Annotated in this window: 10 protein-coding genes; 7 read left to right on the forward strand and 3 right to left on the reverse strand. The window is 70.6% G+C overall.

Features of this window, described 5'->3' with window-relative positions; all coding sequences use genetic code 11:
- Window positions 1-80: 80 nt before the first annotated feature.
- The 5 genes from ACGFZW_RS14800 to ACGFZW_RS14820 all read left to right on the forward strand — a co-directional run bounded on the left by ACGFZW_RS14800 (window position 81) and on the right by ACGFZW_RS14820 (window position 8,802).
- A complete protein-coding gene (locus ACGFZW_RS14800) occupies window positions 81-1,334 on the forward strand; it encodes an arginine deiminase (protein WP_393893478.1) in 1,254 nt (417 codons plus the stop codon).
- A gap of 367 nt (window positions 1,335-1,701) precedes the next feature.
- Entirely contained in the window at window positions 1,702-2,706 is a 1,005-nt protein-coding gene (gene argF / locus ACGFZW_RS14805; protein WP_393893479.1) for an ornithine carbamoyltransferase, read from the forward strand.
- Window positions 2,707-3,153: 447 nt separating this feature from the next.
- Window positions 3,154-4,701, forward strand: coding sequence for an amino acid permease (locus tag ACGFZW_RS14810; RefSeq protein ID WP_393893480.1), 1,548 nt, complete (start codon window positions 3,154-3,156; stop codon window positions 4,699-4,701).
- Between the two features lie 814 nt (window positions 4,702-5,515).
- The gene (locus ACGFZW_RS14815) at window positions 5,516-6,343 is read left to right on the forward strand and encodes an enoyl-CoA hydratase family protein (protein WP_393893481.1); all 828 of its coding nucleotides are present in this window, start codon (window positions 5,516-5,518) and stop codon (window positions 6,341-6,343) included.
- Window positions 6,328-8,802, forward strand: a complete 2,475-nt coding sequence (locus ACGFZW_RS14820) for an FAD-dependent monooxygenase (RefSeq protein WP_393893482.1) — start codon at window positions 6,328-6,330, stop codon at window positions 8,800-8,802. The genes ACGFZW_RS14815 and ACGFZW_RS14820 overlap by 16 nt, the downstream gene beginning before the upstream one ends.
- A 149-nt stretch (window positions 8,803-8,951) precedes the next feature.
- On the opposite strand, the gene ACGFZW_RS14825 is transcribed toward ACGFZW_RS14820, so the two are convergent.
- Window positions 8,952-9,929, reverse strand: a complete 978-nt coding sequence (locus ACGFZW_RS14825; protein WP_393893483.1) for a ScbA/BarX family gamma-butyrolactone biosynthesis protein — start codon at window positions 9,927-9,929, stop codon at window positions 8,952-8,954.
- 157 nt (window positions 9,930-10,086) lie between these two features.
- On the reverse strand, window positions 10,087-10,683 hold the full coding sequence (locus tag ACGFZW_RS14830; RefSeq protein WP_393893484.1) for a ScbR family autoregulator-binding transcription factor: 597 nt from the start codon (window positions 10,681-10,683) through the stop codon (window positions 10,087-10,089).
- Window positions 10,684-10,878: 195 nt separating this feature from the next.
- On the opposite strand from ACGFZW_RS14830, the gene ACGFZW_RS14835 reads away from it, so the two are divergent.
- Window positions 10,879-11,898 (forward strand): MDR family NADP-dependent oxidoreductase, encoded by a 1,020-nt coding sequence (locus tag ACGFZW_RS14835; RefSeq protein WP_393893485.1) that lies wholly within the window; start codon window positions 10,879-10,881, stop codon window positions 11,896-11,898.
- Between the two features lie 55 nt (window positions 11,899-11,953).
- Here the strand turns inward: ACGFZW_RS14835 and ACGFZW_RS14840 are convergent, their stop codons facing one another.
- Window positions 11,954-12,610, reverse strand: a complete 657-nt coding sequence (locus ACGFZW_RS14840; RefSeq protein WP_393893486.1) for a TetR family transcriptional regulator — start codon at window positions 12,608-12,610, stop codon at window positions 11,954-11,956.
- Between the two features lie 453 nt (window positions 12,611-13,063).
- Between ACGFZW_RS14840 and ACGFZW_RS14845 the strand changes: the two genes are divergently transcribed.
- On the forward strand, window positions 13,064-13,828 hold the full coding sequence (locus ACGFZW_RS14845) for an HAD family hydrolase (RefSeq protein WP_393893487.1): 765 nt from the start codon (window positions 13,064-13,066) through the stop codon (window positions 13,826-13,828).
- The last annotated feature ends 4 nt before the right edge of the window (window positions 13,829-13,832 follow it).

A 13,832-nucleotide genomic window follows, 5' to 3' on the forward strand; every position in this document is an offset into this window, starting at 1 on the left:
TTCGGTCTTGGAATGCGCCGACATGTTTCGACATCCCGCGACGACGCTCGCGCGGGCGTGTAAACGGCCAAGATGGGGAGATGGGATTCCAAGTCGACTCCGAGGCCGGGCGGCTGCGCCGCGTCATTTTGCACCGCCCCGATCTGGAGCTGAAGCGGCTGACGCCGTCGAACAAGGATGCGTTGCTCTTCGACGACGTGCTGTGGGTGCGCAGGGCGCGGGCCGAGCACGACGGGTTCGCGGACGTGCTCCGCGACCGGGGCGTGGAAGTGCACCTCTTCGGAGATCTGCTGGCCGAGAGCCTGGAGATCCCGGAGGCGCGGACGCTCGTCCTGGACCGGGTCTTCGACGAGAAGGAGTACGGGCCGCTGGCCACCGATCATCTGCGGACCGCCTTCGACGAGCTGCCCGTGCCCGAACTCGTCGAGGCGCTGGTCGGCGGGATGACCAAGCGGGAGTTCCTGGAGCGCTACCCCGAGCCGACGTCGGTTCGCTTCCATGTGATGGACCTTGACGACTTCTTGCTGGGGCCGCTGCCCAACCACCTCTTCACCCGCGACACCTCGGCGTGGATCTACGACGGAGTGTCGATCAATCCGATGCGCTGGCCGGCCCGGCAGCGTGAGACGGTCCACTACGAGGCGATCTACCGGCATCACCCGTTGTTCCGCGACGAGGATTTCCATGTCTGGTCGGAGGGCCAGGCGGACTTCCCCTCGACGATCGAGGGCGGGGACGTGCTGGTGCTCGGCAGCGGTGCGGTCTTGATCGGTATGAGCGAGCGGACCACTCCGCAGGCAGTGGAACTGCTGGCGCGCGGGTTGTTCGCGGCGGGGTCCGCGCGGACCATCGTGGCGCTGGACATGCCCAAGCGCCGTGCGTTCATGCACCTGGACACCGTCATGACCATGATCGACGGAGATACCTTCACGCAGTACGCGGGGCTGGGGATGCTGCGCTCGTACACCATCGAGCCGGGCTCGGGCGACCAGGACCTGAAGGTCACCGACCATCCACCGGAGCACATGCACCGCGCCATAGCGGCAGCCCTCGGCCTGGCCGACATCCGGGTCCTGACCGCTACGCAGGATGTGCACTCAGCGGAACGTGAGCAGTGGGATGACGGCTGCAATGTGCTGGCCGTGGAGCCGGGCGTGGTGGTGGCGTACGAGCGGAACGTCACCACGAACACGTTCCTGCGCAAGCGTGGGATCGAGGTGATCACGATTCCGGGGAGCGAGCTGGGCCGGGGGCGTGGCGGGCCGCGCTGTATGAGCTGCCCGGTGGAGCGGGACGCGGTGCCGGGGACGGGAACGGGAGCCGGATGGGGATAGCAGCGAGGTCGGGGTCGGGGTCGGGGCCGGACGCGGGGGTCGCCTGAGGGGTGGCCGTCGCCCGATGGCGTCGGCTTCGGTGCGGGCCGACGGCCTGGGCCGGGGTGGCGGGTCCTTCGGTCCGTTCCGGTGCGGAGCCCCCTTCCGAGGTGCCGCTCCGCTCCCGGCCCGCCGATGGCTTTCCGGGTGGCGGTGAGGCCGATGTGTTTCGGTCTCCGGGAGGTTGCGGCAGGGATGAGTGCGAAGGTGCGTGAGCCCGTAGGGGCCGGGGGAGAGGCGCGAATGGTCTCTGTATATAGATGCAGTGGCTCGTATATACTTCCAGGGTTAAGGATCGTCCCCGACAGCCGCGAACCAGGAGCCCCTCATGGCGATAGACCTCACGGGCCGCCACTTCCTCAAGGAGCTGGACTTCAGCGCCGAGGAATTCCGCCGACTCATCGACCTGGCTGCCGAGCTGAAGGCGGCCAAGCGCGCCGGGACCGAGGTCGCCCGCCTGAAGGGCAAGAACATCGCCCTGATCTTCGAGAAGACCTCCACCAGGACCCGCTGCTCCTTCGAAGTCGCGGCCGCGGACCAGGGGGCGTCGACGACCTACCTCGACCCGTCCGGCTCGCAGATCGGGCACAAGGAGTCGGTGAAGGACACCGCCCGGGTGCTGGGCCGGATGTTCGACGGCATCGAATTCCGGGGGAGCCGCCAGTCGGACGTGGAGGAGCTCGCCGCGCACGCCGGCGTACCCGTCTTCAACGGGCTGACCGACGAGTGGCACCCGACGCAGATGCTCGCCGACGTGCTGACGATGGTCGAGCACGGTCAGGGCAGGCCCCTGGAGGAAACCGCCTTCGCCTACCTCGGCGACGCCCGCAACAACATGGGCAATTCCTACCTCGTCACCGGCGCTCTGCTCGGTATGGACGTACGGATCGTGGCGCCGCGGCAGCTGTGGCCCGAGGAGGCGGTCGTCGAGCAGGCTCGGGCGCTTGCCGAGAAGAGCGGTGCCCGCATCACCCTCACGGCCGATGTCGCCGAGGGTGTGCGTGGGGTGGACTTCGTCACCACCGACGTCTGGGTCTCCATGGGGGAGCCCAAGGAGGTGTGGGACGAGCGGATCGCGCTGCTCGTTCCGTACGCGGTGACGATGGACGTGCTGCGCGCCACCGGCAAGCCGGACGTGAAGTTCCTGCACTGTCTGCCCGCCTACCACGACCTGGGCACGGCGGTGGGCCGCGAGATCCACGAGCGGTACGGGCTGTCTTCGCTCGAGGTCACCGACGAGGTCTTCGAGTCAGCGCATTCCGTCGTCTTCGACGAGGCGGAGAACCGGATGCACACGATCAAGGCTGTGCTCGTCGCGACGTTGGCCGGCTAGCCGCCCGGTCGTCGTCCCTATCGGTCGTCGTCCGTATCGTCTGCTTTCTGTCTCCTGTTGCCCGTCGCGAGGCGGGGCTCCCGGTCCGCGGGCCACGTGCCGGCTCTGATGTCGCGCGCCTGGCCCCGCCGTGCGCCGACCCCCGCCAGCAGCCGGCCCTGTCCTGAGCCCGACTCCCGTCCTTCGCTCCCGATCTCCCACGCCCCGTCCCGGTCGGCGCGGGTCCGGGGCGTCGTAGCGTTCCTGCCGCCTCCGGCCAACGCCCCGCGGCACCCCGCGTAGGGAACATCACGCCGCATACCCATACGCACAAATGGGCGATCATGCAGGCAAAGCGGCTACCATCGAGTCGCTCACGGGGTTCGGACCCACAGGTCCGGGCCCCGACCCGTGCGCGGCACCACCCGCGGCCACGCACGCCCCGCACCACCAGGAAGCGAACCACCCATGCGTTCTTCAGGTCCGTCCGGACTGCGCATCAAGTCCCCCGACATCCTCGTCGCCGAATCGGGCGCGGATCTTGAAGGTAACGGCCTCAAGCGCAGCATGGGCTTGTTCCAGCTCGTGTGCTTCGGCGTCGGTGCCATCGTCGGCACCGGCATCTTCGTCGGACTGTCCGACACCGTCGCCGAGGCCGGCCCCGCCGTCATCGTCTCCTTCGTGCTGGCGGCCATCACCTGCGTCTTCACCGCCTTCTCCTTCGCGGAGCTGGGCGGCGCGATACCGGTGTCCGGCAGTTCCTACTCCTACGCGTACGCCACCCTCGGCGAGCGCACCGCCTTCCTCGTCGGCTGGTGTCTGCTGCTCGAATACGGCATCTCCGTCTCGGCCGTCGCCGTCGGCTGGGGCCAGTACGTGAACGAGCTGCTGGACAGTTTGATCGGCTGGGAGCTGCCGGCGGCGCTGTCCAACCCGCCCGGTGACGGCGGCATCGTCAACATCCCGGCGGTCATCGTGATGCTGCTCGCCGCGCTCCTCCTCGTCCGCGGAATCCGGGAGAGCGCCCGCGCGACAGCCGCGATGGCGGTGCTCAAGATCGGGATCCTGGCGGTGTTCTGCGTGGTCGCCTTCAGTGCCTTCCGGGACGGCAACCTCTCGCCGTTCGCGCCGGAGAGCGTCGCCGGCATCACCTCCGGCGCCTCGCTCGCGTTCTTCTCCTACATCGGCTTCGACGCGATCACCACGGCCGGTGAAGAGGTCAAGAACCCCCGGCGCAACATCCCCCTCGCGATCATGATCTGCATCGGGGTGGTCACCGTTCTGTACTGCCTGGTCGCGGTCGCCGCCATCGGCGCACTCTCCTCCGACCAGGTCGCCGACCAGCCTGCCGCCCTGTCGCTGATCGTCAACCGGGTCACCGGCTCGGCCCTCGGCGGCGGTGTGATCGCCTTCGGCGCGGTGGTCGCCATCGCCTCCGTCGTGCTGGCCGTCATGTACGGCCAGACCCGCATCCTGATGTCGATGTCCCGTGACGGACTGATCCCCCGTGTCTTCGAGCGGATCTCGCCGCGGACGTCCACCCCGGTGGCCAACACCTGGATCGTCGCGGTCGTCTTCGCGGTCCCGGCCGCGGTCGTCCCCCTGGAGGTCGTGATGAACCTGACGACGATCGGGACGCTGGCGGTCATGGCCGTGGTCAACGTCAGCGTGATGGTGCTCCGCCGTACCCGCCCGGCGCTTCCTCGCCGCTTCCGGGTCCCGCTCTACCCGCTCAGCCCGGTGCTCGGCATCGCCTTCTGCGTCTACCTGATCTACGGCACCGGCCTGGAGACCTGGCTCCAGTTCGCCGCATTCCTGGTCGTCGGCGCGCTCGTCTACGCCCTCTACGGACGCCGCCACTCCCGCCTGGGCACCCAGCCCGCGTCAGTGGAAGGCGATGGCAATGGCGATGGTGATCGCGATGGCGATGGCGATGCGGTCGTGAACCAGCCGGGTGGTGTCGCAGTCGCGGCCGCACCTGCGCCCGCAGCCGGTTCCTCCGGCCGGGGGGCCTGAGCGGCGGAGTACGGAGCGGTCATCGGGCCGACGACCGATCGGCCGGCCTCGGCGGGCGCCATCGGGCGTTCGGGGGGCCGGCCTCGCCGAGTGGGGCAGACCGCAGCGTCCGATAGCTCGACCACCGCACCGCACCGCGCTGATCGCACCGCACCGCTCCAATGGCCCGCACCGCTCCGACCGCACCCACGAGCCCAGGGGCGCGATCGTCCCCTCCGCCGGGTCTGCCCGGCGGAGGCACGGGCACAATCGTCCGCAGTGCAGGAGACCTGAGTAACCAGGCGCCCTGACCCTGCCCCTGCCAGCAGCCGTACTCGACATAGCCCACATGCGCAGGCCCGCAGGCCCGCAGGCCCGCAGGCCCGCAGGCGCCGGCGCCGACAGGCAGGTGCCGTGCCTCCAGGGGCTCCCACCCACGCTCATGGAACAGCCAGTTCACACGCGGCTCCGCTCCCAGGCCCACCGAGCAGCCCCGCACCGAGCACCCCGGCCACCGGCCCTGTCCTGACTCTGGCCCGTAGTCGCGCCCCACCCCCGCCACCGCAACCCTCGGGTGCCCGTACCCCCGCGGCACGGCATCCCCCAGCGCTCCCACCACCGGCGCGCCCCCACGCCCACCAGATGCCTCCCCCTCCCTCCTCACCTATCACCCGCACTCGATATCGCGCTCCCGTGACGACAGTCACGAACCAGTGATAACTTCGAAGGGCAGCAGGAGCCGGTGGCACGGCACGCGCCGGCTCGTACGGGAAAGCCCAGGCATCGCAGCCATACGCAGGCACCAGCCGTCCGGCTGAAGGGGGCAGGCAGCCCAATGAGCCCGTTCGCAGGATCCGCCCGCAGCACAAGCGCATGGGAGCACATCCGTGTGACCAGGGACGACGGCGTCGTGACCGTCACCCTGGCGCGTCCGGAGAAGCTCAATGCGCTCACCTTCGAGGCGTACGCCGACCTCCGCGACCTGCTCGCGGAGCTGTCCAGGGAGCGCTCGGTGCGTGCCCTTGTCCTCAGTGGGGAGGGCCGCGGGTTCTGCTCCGGCGGCGACGTCGAGGAGATCATCGGCGCCACGCTCGGAATGGACACCGACGGGTTGCTGGACTTCAACCGGATGACCGGCCAGGTCGTCCGCGCGCTGCGCGAATGCCCCTTCCCGGTGATCGCGGCCGTCCACGGTGTGGCGGCAGGGGCCGGGGCGGTGCTGGCGCTGGCCGCGGACTTCCGGGTGGCCGACCCCTCGGCCCGGTTCGCCTTCCTCTTCACCAAGGTGGGGCTCTCCGGCGGCGACATGGGCGCGGCCTACCTCCTGCCCCGCGTCATCGGGCTCGGGCATGCCACCCGGCTGCTGATGCTCGGCGACGCCGTGCGTGCTCCGGAGGCGGAACGGCTCGGTCTGATCAGTGAGTTGGCGGAAGAGGGGCAGGCCGACGAGGCGGCGGCGGCACTCGCCCGGCGGCTCGCCGATGGGCCCGCGCTGGCGTACGCCCAGACCAAGGCGCTGCTCACCGCGGAGCTCGACATGCCGCTGGCCGCGGCGGTGGAGATGGACGCCGCCACCCAGGCGCTGCTGATGAACAGCGCCGACTACGCCGAATTCCACACCGCGTTCACCGAGAAGCGAGCCCCCAAGTGGCAGGGGAAATAGCGGTGGCCGCGCCGACCGAGGAGCGGTCGACGCCCGCAGGGACGGGCCTGCGGGGCCGGTCCGCGCTGAAGGTCGCCATCCTGGGGGGCGGCCCCGGCGGTCTCTACGCCGCGGCCCTGCTCAAACGCCTCGACCCGGACCGCGAGATCACGGTCTGGGAGCGCAACGCCCCTGACGACACCTTCGGTTTCGGCGTCGTGCTCTCCGACGAGACCCTCGGCGGCATCGAGCACGCCGATCCGGTCATCTACCGCGCGCTGCAGGACGAGTTCGTCCGCTGGGACGACATCGACATCGTGCACCGTGGCCGGACCCTGACCTCCGGCGGCCACGGCTTCGCCGCGCTCGGCCGCCGCCGGCTGCTCGCGCTCCTCCACGAGCGCTGCCGTTCCCTGGGCGTACGGCTGATCTTCCGGACCGAGGCACCACCGGCCGCCGAACTCGCCCGTGACCACGACCTGGTGATCGCCGCCGACGGCGTGCACAGCACCACCCGCACCGCCCACGCCGACATCTTCCGCCCGCAGCTGACCACCCACCGCTGCCGCTACATCTGGCTGTCCGCCGACTTCGCCTTCGACGCCTTCCGGTTCGAGACCGCCGAGACCGGGCACGGAATCGCCCAGCTGCACGGCTACCCGTACGCGAGGACGACGCCCGCGGCACCCGACCACACCGGACCGGCGTCGGGCATCGGCCCCGACGCCGGATCCACGACAGGACCCAGCGGCCCTCTCACCGCGCCCGCCGCAGGAGAATCCGCCCCCACCCCCGGCGCCAGTACCGTCATCGTCGAGATGCGCGAAGAGGTCTGGCGGGCGGCCGGTCTGGACCGTTGCGATGAGAGCGCCTCCGCCGCCTGGTGTGCCCGGCTGTTCTCCGACGCTCTGCGGGGCCGTCCGCTGCGGTCCAACAACTCCAGCTGGATCGCCTTCAGCACGGTCGTCAATCAACGCTGGTCGCACGGCGCGATCGTGCTGCTCGGGGACGCCGCGCACACCGCGCACTTCTCCATCGGCTCAGGCACCAAGCTCGCCGTCGAGGACGCGCTCGCGCTCGCCGCCTGCCTGGAGGAGCAGGGCAGTCTGCCCGAGGCGCTCGCCGCGTACGAGGCCGAGCGCCGCCCCGTCGTCGCCTCCACCCAGCGGGCCGCCCGCGCCAGCCTCGCCTGGTTCGAGGAACTCGGTACCTACGCCGCGCAGCCACCCCACCAGTTCGCCTTCAACCTCCTCACCCGAAGCCGCCGCGTCACCCATGACAACCTCCGGCTGCGCGACGGGGATTTCGTCGCCTCGGTCGCGAAGGAAGCCGGTATCCCTGCCGGTACGCCGCCCATGTTCACACCGTTCCGGCTGGGCGATCTGACCCTGCGCAACCGGGTCGTGGTGTCGCCGATGGACATGTACTCGGCGGACGGTGACGGCACACCGGGGGACTTCCACCTCGTTCATCTGGGCGCCCGTGCGCTGGGCGGCGCGGGGCTGGTGATGACGGAGATGGTGTGCGTCAGCCCCGAGGGGCGCATCACTCCGGGCTGTACGGGGCTGTACCGGCCGGGTCACGAGGAGGCATGGCGGCGGGTGACGGACTTCGTCCACCACTCCGCCCCCGGCACGGCCATCGGTGTGCAGCTCGGCCACTCCGGCCGCAAGGGCTCCACCAGGCTGATGTGGGACGGTATCGACCAGCCCCTCCGGGACGGCAACTGGCCCGTCGTGGCTCCCTCCGCGCTGTCCTACCGGCCTGGCGTCAACCAGGTCCCCCACGCCCTGACCGGGCCCGAGCTCATGGCCGTACGCGATCAGTTCGTGGCGTCCGCAGCCTCCGCCGCGCGCGCCGGCTTCGATCTGCTCGAACTGCACTGCGCGCACGGCTATCTGCTCTCCGGCTTCCTGTCCCCGCTCACCAACCACCGAACCGACGCCTACGGCGGTGACCTGGCGGGCCGATTGCGCTTCCCCTTGGAGGTCTTCGACGCCGTCCGAGCGGTGTGGCCGGCCGGGCGCCCGATGACGGTCCGTATCTCCGCGACCGACTGGGCGGACGGCGGCACCACCGCCGACGACGCGGTGGACATCGCCGCGGCCTTCGCCGCGCACGGCGCCGACGCCATCGACGTCTCCACCGGGCAGGTCGTCCCGGACGAGCGCCCCGACTTCGGCCGGTCGTACCAGACGCCGTTCGCGGACCGTATCCGCAACACCCTCGGCGTGCCGGTGATCGCGGTCGGGGCCATCTCTTCCTGGGACGACGTCAACTCCCTTGTCCTGGCCGGGCGCGCGGACCTGTGCGCACTGGCCAGGCCCCATCTGTACGACCCGCACTGGACCCTGCACGCCGCCGCGGAGCAGGGCTACACAGGTCCTGGCGCGCCCTGGCCGCTGCCCTATGGGGCGGGCAGCCGCACCCCGCCCACCGGGCGTACCGACGCGCCGAAGCCCCGCCTCACGCTGCGGTGACGGGGAAGCCGGAAGCAGCGGGGCGGGGCCGTTTCGGGGGAGGGGCGGCGCAGGAGCCGCCGGGGCGCGCGGTCAGCGGGTAGTACGTCGGTGCGAAAGGTCCCGGCGCTGATCCGGCGTCGACCGGCCGCTGGGGGGCCGCGGATCCGTCAGGGTGCCGGCACGCTGGTGATCTGCGCCGAGAGCACCTGCCTGGCGTGCTGTTCGATGACGACCTCGACCTGCCGTCGTCCGTCGTGGTCGCGTGGGGAGGTCCGAGCCCGGACCCAGGACGGCGCGTCCATCTCCGCGTACCGCTCGAAGACGCATTCAAGAGTGATGGGCAGCGCGAAGCCGGGCGTCGCCGCCTGGGCGGCCTGCCGGGCGGCCTCGACCATCAGCATGCCGGGAGCGTGGTCCACGGGGTGGTCGAAGAGCACCGGGTGCGAGGTGTCCACCCGCAACTGCCAGTGATCGGGGCGGTTTGTCGGGGAGAGCACCACATCCCGGGGGCGGTCCCGGGCGACGACCTGCGGTGCCACGGCCTCGGGGACCGGCAGCTTCCGCGCGTTGGCGAGTGCCAGGTCGCTGTATTCGCCGCGCAGCCGGCGGTAGACGGCGGGGCTGTGACAGGAGAAGTCGAGCATGGCGGTGGCAAGGTCGGCGCCGTCACACCGGATGCGGAATTCCTGGCGCGCGCCGATCAGCCGCTTCCCTCGCCGGACCACCTCGTGGTCGGTGACGTGCAGGGTCACCTCCGCCGGGGTCTCGGCCGTACGCAGGGCCTGCGGCGACAGGTCGCAGCGGACCCGCTGCCAGATGATCGGGTGGTCCAGGGGCACGTCGTGCGCGACGTGGCTCAGTAATATCCCGGCCTGCCGCACGGTCTCTATCACCAGCATCGGATCGTGCAGCCCGTTCACCGGGCCGTAGAAACTGTGCGCCCGTGGCCACTGCGCGCTCACCGTCCAGCAACCGACGCCGTCGCGACGCCAGTTGGTCAGGAACACCTCCGAGACGGCGGTGCGGTGGACGTACTCACGGGGCACCGTCGTGGTGAGTTCGGACGGTCGGTTTCCGGGGGTGGACCGGCATGCGAAATCCGCGTGCCGATGAAGTGTGCCGGGCATGAGGGTGGCGCTGGCCATGTGGGGTCCCTTCGGATGGGCAGCTCTCGATGCTCTGGCCCTCGTGGGCGGAGCATCGATAACGGTGGTGCGCCACCAAAGATACGAACCATGTGGTTTGTTTTCCAGTGCCGAGTGGGCCGTACCCCTCCCGGTCGACGGGGCGGAGACGGAGGAGTCAGGCGATCAGATTGACGCAGCGGCCGTGCGGGTCGAGGTGGCTCAGGGCGCCGGGGGACGCGAGCCCCGGCAGGGTGTGCTTCCACAGGGCCGTGACCCGCTCCGGCAGATCGGCGCGGTTGGTCGCGGCCCGCGAGAACAACTGCACGCCCATGTAGGCGGCGACGAAGAATTCCGCCGCCCGTTCCGGCACGACGGCCGGCAGCAGTTCCCCGTTGTCCCGTGCCTCGGTGAACATCGTGGTGATGATGTCGGTCCACGCCTGGTAGGGGACCAGTGGGTCCTCGCTGAAGGTCGTCTCGACCGCGATACGCGTTCCTGCCTGCAATAACGGGTCGCTGCGCAGCGCCAGTGCCACCTGGTGGGTGAAGTCGATGGCGTCCTGCAGCCGGGAGTCGCTGACCGGGGGGAGGAAGGGATCGGTCTGCTCCATGATGACCGCCCGGGCCAAGGCGTCCTTGGAGGTGAAGTGGAAGTAGACGGCTCCCTTGGTCACCCCGGCGCGCTGGATGATCTCGGCCATCGTGGCGGCCTGGTATCCGCGGGTGCCGATGACGTGGGCCGCTGCTTCGAGGACGGCGCGTCGCGTACGCACTGCGCGTTCCTGCTTGACCACCGATCATCCTCCGTATGCTCTCTTGGAGTTGTTGTGCCTGAGTGCGACCCGCCGCCCGTGGCCGCGCAGTCTATTTCCGCATCATAAAGAAGCCAACCATGCGGTATTGAATGGCGAAGCCGGATCGGCGGCGTGGCGCGCGGCCATGTCACCGAGAGCGCTAGGAGCTGTCCGATGTCCCTCACAGCCGTCCCCGCCACGCACCGGGAGATCCGGCTCACGTCCCGCGCCGAAGGGGAACTGTCCCTGCGGCACTTCGACGTAACCGAGGTCCCGGTGCCTGAACCGGAGGCCGGACAGGTGCTGGTGCGCAATCGCATGATGGCGGTCACCGCCGTGATGCGGACGCAGATGACGGGGATGCGGCTCCCCATACCGTCCTTCGTGCCGGGCGAGGCCCTGTGGGGCGCGGCGATCGGCGAGGTCGTGGCGGCGCCCGATGGAGACTTCGAAGTGGGCGACCTCGTCCATCACCCGTACGGATGGCGGCAGTTCGCGGCGGTCGAGGGATCGAAGGCCCGGCGTGTCGACCCCGACGCGCTGCCGGCTCTCGGTGCGCATCTGTCGCAGGGCGCCACCGCCTGGGGTGCCCTGCACCGGGCTGCGGAGATCCGGCCGGGCGACACGGTGTTCGTCACCGGCGCGGCCGGCGGCGTGGGCAGTCTGGCCGGCCAGATCGCGCGGCGGCTGGGCGCCGGACGCGTCGTCGGCAGCACCGGCTCCGAGCGCAAGGCGGCCCGGCTGCGCGCGGAGCTGGGCTACGACGACACGATCGTGCGCGGTGCGGGCCCGATCGAGGCGCAGCTGCATCGCGCGGCCCCGGACGGTGTCGACGTCCTGCTGGACACCGTGGGCGGCGAGCAGCTCACGGCCGCGCTGGCCCTGGCCCGCCCGGATGCCCGCTTCGCGTTGGTGGGGGCGATCTCCAGCCAGCTCGGCGGGGACGGTGGGGTGGCCGCCCCGGTCGCGCTGGACGCGGGGCTGATCATCACCCGCCGGGTGGCGCTGCGCGGCTTCGGGCTGCACGCTCACCCGGACCTCCCTCAGGAGTGGACGAAGGTATTCGGGAGGGGCCTGCGGGACGGCGAACTGGTCTTCCCGCACGCGCTGCTGCGGGGAATCGCGCAGGCGCCGCGAGCGCTGTGCGAATTGACGCAGGGGCGCCACATCGGGGCCGTGCTGGTCGAGTTGTGAGGCTCGGCGGCGGAGCTGCCGGGGGCCGCGCGGCGAGCCGCCCGGGGTGGGCGGCTCAGCCGGGGAGACGAACGGGCGCCGGGAGGCCGGCGGGCACCATGTCCTCCGGGGCGCCGGACAGCAACCCCCACAGTCCGGCGACCGACTCTTCCTCCCACCACGTGCCGTCCTCGCCGCCGAGATGCAGCAGGCCCACCACGATCGACGTCAGCAGCTGGGCGGTGCGCCGCGGTTCGCTGTCGGACGCCTGGGGGCCGGTCGGTCCGACGGAGCCTCCGGGGCCGATGCGGTTGTCGGCCGGGCAGGTCATCGCCTTGTCGAGGAACAGGGCGTACCAGCGCTGTTCCAGTGCGTAGATGCCGAGCCCCGGCGCGGTCTCCGGCCGCAGTCGCAGACCGGCGCGAAGGACCGCGTCGGTCTGCACCCGGCGGAACAGTTCGACGGCGAAGTCGCGTACGGCGGTGGCGAGGGGCTGCGTCGAGCGGGTGAGGGCGTCCTCGACCTCTTGCAGGGTCGCCAGGGCGGCATCGCGCACCGCCAGGGTGAGGTCGTCCTTGGACGTGAAGTGGAAGTACAGCGCCCCCTTGCTCAGGCGGGCCCGCCTGCTGATCTCCACCATGCCCGAGGCGGGAACTCCCTTCTCCAGGAAGGTCTCGGCGGCCGAGCGGATGAGCGCCTGGCGGCTCTGAATGGCGCGATGCTGCGTAGGCACGGTGTCCGTCCCGTCTCTAGTACGGCTGCGAAGCTCCCATGCATTCTACATAGAAAACCAACCATGCGGTTCGCTATGCTGGGCTTGAATGGCTGGATCTGCCGCCAGGTGTCGCGAAGTCACCGTCCCGGCCGCCGCGCGGGGTTGGCCGGCCCCGTGGCGCGCGGGTAACCAGTCTGGCCTGGATGAAGAGCGATGTCGAGCCGTCAGCGTGTGACAAAGGCACATTGACAAACAGCGCAGGCGGTTTTTAAATCTCCGCAGGCGGTAAACGGGAGGATCCACTTCCGTGCCACCGCCTCGACGGTCACGCACCGCCCTTGGACAGTGGTGCGCCCTGGCGAGACCGCCTCTGCCTCCCAATGTCACCGACCGCGCGCCGCCCGAACAATGCCGAGCCAGCAACGTCACCCGAGCCACTGCATCCATCGGAATCCGGAAAGGTCTCCAGCCATGCGCGTAACAGCGGAAGTCGGCGAACGTCCTGTCAGAGGCGCGCGGGGCGCCGGCGGTGAGACGATCAAGGCTGCTGTCTTCGATCTCGACGGCACGCTCGCCAACACCCTTCCCGCTATCAGCAAGCTGCTGGTCAAGGTGGCCTCGGAGCAGGGATGCTCGGTGACGGCCCGACAGGCGGCGCACGCCATCGGCAAACCGCCCGGCCCCGCGTTCGGCCGGCTGCTCGGCAGGCCCGAGGACGACGGCAGGGTCCAGGCCGCCATCGCCCGCTACCGCGAACTGTTCGCCTACGAAGTCCTGTGCCAGGGGCCGCAGCTGCTCTTCCCCGGCGTCACCGCGGGCCTGTCCGCGCTGCGCGCACACGGTGTGGAACTGGCCGTCGCGACGTCCAAGACGACCCGCAGCGCCGAGGCTCTGCTCGACGTCATGGGCATCCGTGACCTCGTCGGCCCGGTTGTCGGCCAGGACATGGTGCGCCGGGGCAAGCCGCACCCGGAGATGGTGCTGCGGGCCGCCGGCCGGCTCGGTGTCGCCGCGTGGGAGAGCGCTTATGTAGGGGACACCGTGGGGGACATGCGGATGGCGGTGACCGCGCGCATGGCGCCGGTCGCCGTCACCTACGGCGTCGGCACCTTCGGTGAGCTCGCCGCGGTCGCCGGGACCCGTATGTGCAGCTCCTTCAAGGACGTGGTGTCCGTCATCGCCGCCGCGAGGCCGCGACCGGCCGCCACGGTGGGTGCCGGTCAGCGCAGGCGCTGAGGCG

The sequence above is a fragment of the Streptomyces sp. NPDC048248 genome (genome assembly GCF_043201875.1).
Lineage (GTDB): Bacteria > Actinomycetota > Actinomycetes > Streptomycetales > Streptomycetaceae > Streptomyces.